This is a genomic window from Caulobacter sp. 10L414 (genome assembly GCF_056395525.1).
Genome location: NZ_JBFTJR010000111.1, coordinates 1 through 6,619, shown reverse-complemented (window position 1 = coordinate 6,619; position 6,619 = coordinate 1). Strand labels below are relative to the sequence as shown.

At 67.7% G+C, this 6,619-nt stretch carries 4 protein-coding genes; 1 reads left to right on the top strand and 3 read right to left on the bottom strand.

The annotated features are described in order from the left end of the window. The 3 genes from AC1DCG_RS24680 to AC1DCG_RS24670 form a co-directional block, all read right to left on the bottom strand. Positions 1-233 (bottom strand): PTS sugar transporter subunit IIA (locus AC1DCG_RS24680; protein ID WP_477041737.1); only part of this gene is annotated, 233 nt, incomplete at its 3' end. Between the two features lie 35 nt (positions 234-268). Then, positions 269-2,581, bottom strand: a complete 2,313-nt coding sequence (locus AC1DCG_RS24675; protein ID WP_477041736.1) for a family 20 glycosylhydrolase — start codon at positions 2,579-2,581, stop codon at positions 269-271. A gap of 210 nt (positions 2,582-2,791) precedes the next feature. Beyond that, positions 2,792-5,521 carry a TonB-dependent receptor gene (locus tag AC1DCG_RS24670; protein WP_477041735.1) on the bottom strand — a complete coding sequence of 910 codons (2,730 nt, stop codon included), beginning with the start codon at positions 5,519-5,521 and terminating at the stop codon, positions 2,792-2,794. Between the two features lie 309 nt (positions 5,522-5,830). On the opposite strand from AC1DCG_RS24670, the gene AC1DCG_RS24665 reads away from it, so the two are divergent. After that, positions 5,831-6,577: a GntR family transcriptional regulator gene (locus AC1DCG_RS24665; protein WP_477041734.1), complete on the top strand. Its 747-nt coding sequence runs from the start codon at positions 5,831-5,833 to the stop codon at positions 6,575-6,577. The last annotated feature ends 42 nt before the right edge of the window (positions 6,578-6,619 follow it).

Here is a 6,619-nt window from a genome sequence, read left to right as displayed (position 1 = left end):
TCCAGACCCACATGCATCAGGATCTCGGCCCCGTTGCCCGCCCGCAGCGTCACCGCGTGCCGCGCCCGATGCACCGAGATCACCCGCCCGTCGCACGGCGCATGCAGCACCGAACCCGTCGGATCGATCGCCAGCCCATCCCCCAGCATACGCTCGGCGAACACCGCGTCCGGCGTCTCCTCCAGGGACGCTACCCAGCCTTGGAGGGGCGAAGAAAGAACGAGCGTGGACACGTGGAGAACTCTCGCCGGAACGTTACTGGTGGAGACTACTGGCCGGCCGCGGTCAGGGTGACGCGGTCGAGGGCGGGCATCGGATCGAGGCCCTTGGCGGTGAAGGAGAAGCACAGGTCGTGGACGCCGTCGCGGGCCGGCAAGGCGCCGCTGACCACGCCCAGGCCCGGACCGCGCCCGGCCTTGCCCAGCGGGATGGCGGCGATGCGCTCGCCCTCGCAGCTGCCGAGACGGACCTCCAGCTCGCCGTCGGGCGTGGCGGGCTTGCGCACCACGATCTGGTCCTTGGCCTTGCCGATCTGGAAGTTCCACGGCGTCTGGCCGACGCGGGCGGTCAGCTTCAGGCCCTTGGACAGGTCGGCGCCCTTCCACACCCAGCACGGCTTCATGACGTCGGTGGCGAAGATGGCGCGCTCGCCGTCGCGGCCGTTTTCCGGCGCGTCGTCCTCAAAGAGCAGCGGGATCGCATTGCCGCACAGCTCGAGCTGGCGGCTGACCCGGGTTTCGGCGGCCCATTGGGTGGCCGTCCAGGCGCGGGTGCGGCCCAGCGGCGCCTCGCCCAGGAAGCTGCGGGCCTTCAGGGTGGTCCCCGCCTTCAGCGACAGGGCCTCGCCATAGGCCGGCGAGGCCGGGGTCGGCTCGGAGCCGTCGGTGGTGTAGCGCACCTGGCCGATCTCGAGCCCGCTCTTCAGGCTGGCGGCGATCGCGCCGTCCTGGCCGGGGCGCAACGTGGCCTGCGGCTCGAACGGCGCGGTGTTGGCCTTGAGGCCCAGCGCCTTCAGGCGGGCCATCTGCGCCGGCACGCGGGTGGTGAAGCCGTTCCAGTCGCGGCGCTCTTCCTGGGTCCAGGCGGTTTCCGACAGGGCGACGAGACGCGGGAAGGCCATCAGCTGCACCCGCTCGTCGGTGCGGATGTGCTCGACCCACAGGTTGGCCTGGACGCCCAGGATGTGCTTGCGCTGGTCGGCCGTCAGCGCGTCGGGCGCGGCGTCGAACTGGTAGACGTCTTTCAGGCTGCTGACCGTCATGCGGCCCGGCGGCTCGTCGACGGAGGTGCTCTGGCGGCGGTCGAAATAGAGGGTCGGCTCGGGCGACAGCACCGTGTCGTGGCCCTGGCCGGCGGCGGCGATGGCCCCGTCGATCCCGCGCCACGACATCACGGTGGCGTTGGGGGCCAGGCCGCCTTCGAGGATCTCGTCCCAGCCGATCAGACGACGGCCGCGGCCGTTGATGTGCTTTTCGACCCGCTGGATGAACCAGCTCTGCAGGCCGTGCTCGTCCTTGACGCCCAGCTCCTTGATCCTGGCCTGGATCGCCGCGCTGGCCTTCCACTGGTCCTTCACGGCCTCGTCGCCGCCCACGTGGATGTATTGCGAGGGGAAGAGGTCCATGACCTCGTCGAGCACGTCATYGAGGAAGGCGAACGTGCCGTCGTCGCCGTTGTAGAGATAGGGGAAGATCCCCCAGTCGTGCATCGACAGGGCCGGCGGATTGGGCGTCAGGCCCAGCTTCGGATAGGCCACGATCGGCGCCAGGGCGTGGCCCGGCATCTCGATCTCGGGAACGATGGTGACGTTACGGGCCGCCGCGTAGGCGACCAGGTCGCGCACCTGGTCCTGGCTGTAGAAGCCGCCGTAGCGCACGGCCTTGCCGGTCTTGGGATCGCGGGCGGCCGCGCCGGCCGGGGTGCGCCAGGCCGAGACCTGCGTCAGCCGCGGATACTTCTTGATCTCCAGGCGCCAGGCCTGGTCGTCGACCAGGTGCCAGTGCAGCGTGTTGAGCTTGTGGGCGGCCATGCCGTCGATCAGCAGCTTGATCGTGTCGACCGACTGGTAGTGGCGGGCGCTGTCGAGCATGAAGCCGCGCCAGGCGAAGCGCGGCGCGTCCTCGACCCTGGCCGCCGGCACGTCGACGGGACCCCTGGTCTCGTCCTGCACCGCCAGCTGCCACAGGCTGATCGCGCCATAGAACAGGCCCGCGCGCTTCAGCGCCGTGATCTTCACCCCGCCGGGCGCCACGTCGAGGCCATAGCCTTCGCCGTCGGGGCCGCCGCGAACGAGCCAGATGGCCGCCTCGCCGGCGGCAGGTTCGCCCTCCACCACGGCCGGGCGGATCCCCCGGGCGCGATGCAGCAGGTCGGAAAGCTGGAGCGCCACGCCTCGCGCCTCGACGTCGCCCTTGGCCACGTGGATGCGGGTGGCGCCGGTCAGGCGGAAGCTGCCGTCGACCGCCTGGGCCTTCACCGGCGCGGGGGTCAGGGTCAGCGGCTGCGCCGCCAGGGCCGGCGCGGCCAGAACCACGGAGACGGCGCAGGCCAGGAACAGGGCGGCGCGTGAAGCTTGGATCATGTGCGGGACGCTCTCACCGGCAAGCCGTCGGCAAAAAGGGGGCGGGCCGGCCAAAGCCGTCCCGCCCCAGCTCGCTGCTTGCAGTCAGGAGGGGAATGAGGGCGATCGGCGCGGCCTGGCGGGTCATGAGGGCGATCCTGAACCAAGCCGCGCGCGATGCAAATCGGCGGTATCGGAGACGCGCCGCGGGGCGCGCCTCCGGTTCCGGTCCTAGAAGGCGACGTTGAGGGTCGCCTGCAGCTTGCGGCCGGTGCGGTAGACGCCGCGCGGCAGCATGGTGGTGTTGGCGTAGGCGTAGTACTCGCTGTCGAGCAGGTTCTGCGCCGAGACCGACAGGTTGACGTTCTCGCTGAAGGCGTAGCCGGCGGTCGCGTCCAGGCCCTTGAAGGCGCGGACGAACATCTGGTCGCCGCGATCCAGGCCCGTGAAGTACTTCGAGCGCCAGTTGTAGGTCACCCGGGCCGAGAACGGACCGTGCTCGTAGAACGGGCTGACGTTGATCTGGTGCTTGGAGTTGTACGGCAGCGGAGCGCCGCCGTCGGCTTCGCCATCAGCATAGGTGTAGTTGGCCAGCAGGCCGAAACCCATGCCGAAGCTCTGCTGGTAAGCGGCCGCGAAGCCCTTGACCGTGGCGGAGCCGGCGTTGGTCGGACGGCTGATCTGGTAGGTGGTGACCGCGTTGCGCGCCTGGTTGAAGTGCTGCTCGGCGACCGTCTGCTGCAGGATGTAGTTGCTGATGTCCTTGTGGAAGGCTTCGACCGAGAGGATGGCCTCCGGCGCGAAGTACCATTCCAGCGAGGCGTTGACGTTGCTGGACTTGTACGGGTTCAGGTCCGGGTTGCCGCCGCCGCCGGTCAGGATCTGGTCGGAGAGCCAGAAGTAGTTCGACATGTCAGCGTAGTTCGGACGCGAGATCACCTGGGCCGCGGCGAAGCGGAAGACCAGGTCTTCCTGGACGTCGACGATGACGTTCAGGCTGGGCAGGAAGTCCTCGTACTTCTTGGACTTCACCTTCCAGGCCCAGTCGGCGGCGGTCGTGCCGCAGCCGGTGGCGGTCTGGTTCACGCAGGCGTAGCCGCCGCTGTCGGACTCGGTCTTCACGTAGCGCAGGCCGAAGTTGCCGCGAACGTTCTCAGCCTCGAAGTTGGCCTGTCCGTAGAGGGCGTTGATGGTCTCTTCGATGCCCCAGTTCTGGGCGGTGAACTCGGCGTTGCCGAACACCGTCGGAACCGGCTTGGCCTGCCACGGACGCAGGTAGCCGCCGGCGTCGATGTAGTCGGCGAGCGCCTTGCCGTCGATCTTGAAGCGGCTGCCCATGGCGTCGGTGACGCCGTCGAAGCCCTTCAGATAGTTGCTCGGCACGATCGACGGGCTGAACTGCGAGGCGCTGGCCGGGTTGCCGTAGACGGCGACCGTGACGCCCGACATCGCCTGGGTGGTCTCGTGCTTGCGGTACTTGTAGCCGAACTGGACGCGCTTGATCACGCCGTCGAAGTCCTTGCCGAAGTCGAGCTGGCCGTAGGTTTCCTTGTCGGTGGTCGGCTTGGAGACGATGTTGCCGCCCCAGCCGGAGTTGTAGCCCGGCGCGCCCGGAACCGACGGGTCGCCCGCGCCCCAGCCGCCATCGAACGAGAACTTGCTGGCGTCGCTCAGCGGATTACCGTCGGCGGTCGGGTTGGTGTAGGTCAGCACGCCCGGCGAGCCCGGCGTACCGGTGAAGTCGACGGTGTAGTCGGCCCAGTTCAGGAACTCCCCGTACAGCTGGCGCTTGGTGCCGCCGTCGGCCTTGGAGTAGCCGACGTCGCCCGAGACGTCGAAGCCGTCGCCCGTCCACTTGCCGTTGAAGTGGTAGGTGTCGGAGTTCAGCTCGGCCTCGCGGTACTGCACGTCCAGCACGCTCAGCGCATGCTTGAACGAGGCCTTGCGGATGACGTTGTCCTCGATGGTGATCGCGGTCAGCGCGCCCAGGCTGTTCCAGGTGTTGCCCTGGAAGGCGAACAGCGACTGGTTGGTGTTGTCGTAGGTGGCCTTGATCTTCAGCCAGTCGAAGTTCAGCTCGAGGGCGTCGGTCGGGCGCCACTGGACGGCGGCGGTGTAGCTGTCGCGAACGCGCTCCTGCTCGAAATAGGAGACCGACAGCGAGTTGACGCCGCGGGCATTCGGATTGGCCGCCAGGGTGGTGGCGCAGGTCCCGGTGCAGTTGCCGTTGGTGATCGAGCTGACCGGGTTCTCGGCGTTGCCGCCGTTGTAGTAGCTGGCCGGGATCGTGCCGTAAGACTCGATGCCGTCGCGGCGCAGCTGGTCCTTGGCGTGCTGGGCCGAGACCGCGACGCCGAAGGTGCCCGCCTCGTTCTTCCAGCTGCCCAGGACGGCGACCTGCGGGTCGGACTCCTTGGAGCGGTCGTTGTAGAGGTAGCTGAGCGAGCCCTGCAGCGTCAGCGGCTTCAGGTCCAGCGGCTTGCGGGTGTTGACGATGACCGTGCCGCCGATGCTCCCCTCATCGATGCGGGCTTCCGGCGACTTGAACACTTCGACCTTGCCGACGATCTGCGGCGCCAGCAGGGCGTAGTTGAACGTGCGGCCGGGCTGATCAAGGATGAACCAGTCGGCCGAAGCCACGGTCTGACCATTCAGCAGAGTGCGGTTCAGAGCCGGGTCGGTGCCCAGGATCGAGACCTTTTCACCCTGACCGAACTGGCGGTCGACGGTGACGCCGGGCACGATCGTCAGCGCTTCGGCGACGTTCGAGCTCGGAAACTTGCCGACGTCTTCGGCGGTGACCACGTCGACGATGGCGTCGGCGTTACGCTTGGATTGGATCGATTGCTGCAGCGACGCGCGAATGCCGGTGACGACCACCTCCTCTACGGAGGTCGATGTCTCCTGCGCCATCGCGGGCGCGGCGACCAGTACGGCCAGCAGGCTGGCGGAAGCGGTCAAGACCGCTTTGTGGATGCTCTTCATAACTCGGCTTCTCCCCTTTGTGCCGGGCCATTGGACCCGGAGCCGAACCCCAAAGCCCAATCTGATACCAATTTCTCGCGGCGAACCCGCAACGAGCGGTACTTCTCAGGCCTCGGAGTGTGACTGTGACGAAATTTTTGCACCTGACAAGACCTAAAAAGAACCAATTGCAGACCACGAGATAATTGGTATGAAAATGGTCATGAACTGTTGCACCGGTCATCGGGTCGGCCGGATCCGAGCGGTTGGGGGCCTGGCGGCCGTACGCCAAGGGGTTGGGACGTGATGCTGTTTTCCGAAAAGATCGGACGCCTGGACGGCCACGGGCAGGACCACGCCCCGCTGTACAAGCAGCTGCAGCGCGCCCTGCGCGAGGCGATCCAGAAGAAGATCCTGTCGCCCGACGACGCCCTGCCGGCCGAGCGCGACCTTGCCGAAGAATTCAGCATTTCGCGGATCACCGTTCGCAAGGCGCTGGACGGCCTGGTCAGCGAAGGCCTGCTGACGCGCCGACAAGGCGCCGGCACCTTCGTGGCCGCACGCGTGGAAAAGAGCTTCTCCAAGCTCTCGTCGTTCTCCGAGGACATGATCTCGCGCGGTCGCGTGCCGCACAGCGAATGGATCAGCCGCGGCGAAGGCCAGGTGACCCCCGAGGAGTCGCTGACGCTGGGCCTGTCTCCCGGAACCCCGGTCTATCGCTTCGCGCGCATCCGCTATGCCGACGGCGCGCCGATGGCCGTCGAATACACCACCATCGCCGCCTTCGCCCTGCCCTCCACCGAGATCGTCGAGACCTCGCTCTACGAGGCGCTGGAGAAGACCGGTCATCGCCCGGTGCGCGCCCTGCAGCGGCTGCGCGCCATCCTGTTCGCCGCCGAACAGGCCGACCTCCTGGGCGTGCCGGTCAAGGACGCGGGCCTGCTSRTCGAGCGGCGCGGCTTCCTCAAGGACGGCCGGGCGGTGGAAGTCACCCAGTCCTACTACCGCGGCGACACCTACGACTTCGTGGCCGAACTGAACGACCCCGCCTGATTTCCTGATCACCCCGAGTATCGGAGTACAGCCCGTGACGGC